2 protein-coding genes are annotated in these 1,416 nt (G+C 64.6%); both read right to left on the reverse strand.

The features are described 5' to 3' along the window. Nucleotides 1-124: hypothetical protein (locus P7F68_RS19950; RefSeq protein ID WP_422126328.1), on the reverse strand; the 124-nt coding region annotated here is incomplete at its 3' end. Between the two features lie 21 nt (nt 125-145). Next, nucleotides 146-1,186 carry a YeiH family protein gene (locus P7F68_RS05050; protein ID WP_002925853.1) on the reverse strand — a complete coding sequence of 347 codons (1,041 nt, stop codon included), beginning with the start codon at nt 1,184-1,186 and terminating at the stop codon, nt 146-148. Nucleotides 1,187-1,416: the final 230 nt, after the last annotated feature.

The raw sequence follows: 1,416 nt of genomic DNA on the forward strand, positions 1-1,416 counted from the left end.
GCATCGGCACGCGGATGTCCGGGCGCGAACCCTCGACGTAGATCTTGCGCGAGTTGGGCAGCGGCGCAATCGCGGCCGCATCCACATGGGCCGTGGCGGCGATGAATTTCTCGGTGGCGTTCATGGGTTCTCCGTGGAGCGGTGGTCAGGCGGACAGCAGGCGCGTCAGGAACACGATCGCGAGCATGTAGAGGGCGATGAACAGGGTCTCGCTCGACAGCAGCACGATCGGCTTCCAGCCCAGGGCGGCGAGCTTCTCGAACGAGGTCTTGACGCCAAGCGCCGCGATCGAGATCACCAGGCACCAACGCGAAACATCAGAACTCACTGCGACCACTTCGGCGGGAATCCAGCCGAAGCTGTTGATCACGACCAGGGCGGCGAACGCAACCAGAAAGAAGGGCAGCAAGGGGGCTCTCTTCGCGCCGCCACCCGCAGTCCGGGCAGACTCGGCCCGAAAGCTCAGCGCCAGCACCATCACCACGGGCACCAGCATGGCCACGCGGAACATCTTCGCCAGCGTCGCCGCATCGCCGACCGCGGGCGAGATCATGAAGGCGGCACCGACGACCTGCGCCACATCGTGGATTGAGCCACCCAGGAACATGCCGGCCTCGCCCACCGACAATCCGCCCGCCGAAACCACAAGTGGATAGAGGATCATGGCCGCGGTCGAGAAGGTGGCGACGCCGATCGCCGTAAGCAGGGTGTAGTGCTCGTTCTCCTTGGTCTGCGGCAGCGTGGCGGAGATCGCCATCGCGGCCGAGATGCCGCAGATGCCGGTAGCGCCGCCCGAGATCAAGCCAAGCATCGACGGCAGCCCGAGCACGCGAGCCATGAACATGCCGAAGCCGATGGTGAGCACCGTCGCGCCGGCCAACGCACCAACACCGGCCAAACCGAGATCGGACACATCGCTGATGGCAATGCGTGCGCCGAGCAGGGCAACACCGAGGCGGACAAGCTTCTTGGCCGAGAACTCGATACCCGGAATGCACTTGTCGTTATCGGAGAGGAAGTGGAAGGCGATGCCGATGAGCAACGCATAGAGGAATTTCGGGCCGCCATAATGCTCGGACACGAAGGCTGCGGTGATCGCGATCACGCCGCACAGCATGAATCCGGGCAGCAGCCGGCGAAGTTCGGTAAACATCGGCACTGAGAGGGGCTTGGTCTGAGCGTTCATGAGCAGGCGATCCGTGTCGCGAGGAAGCCGTCGGGGCCGGGTAAACGCTGCCGCAGCGCGCATGGGCGGCGCTGCGGCAGCAGGCGGAGGAAGCTGCCGTCGCTCAGACGTAGTCCTTGTACTTGTCGAGGAATCGCACCGGCTTGGAGAGCGCGTCACGGCGGAACGGGTCGCCCAGCTCGCGCGTGCACATGATCTCGATGATCGTCGTCTTGCCGTGGTTCATCTGC

Source organism: Thauera mechernichensis (assembly GCF_029588855.1).
Lineage (GTDB): Bacteria > Pseudomonadota > Gammaproteobacteria > Burkholderiales > Rhodocyclaceae > Thauera > Thauera mechernichensis.

Excerpts from the sequence above, each read along its gene's own strand:
- P7F68_RS05050 (WP_002925853.1), bottom strand. The coding sequence starts at position 1,186 with ATGAACGCTCAGACCAAGCCCCTCTCAGTGCCGATGTTTACCGAACTT.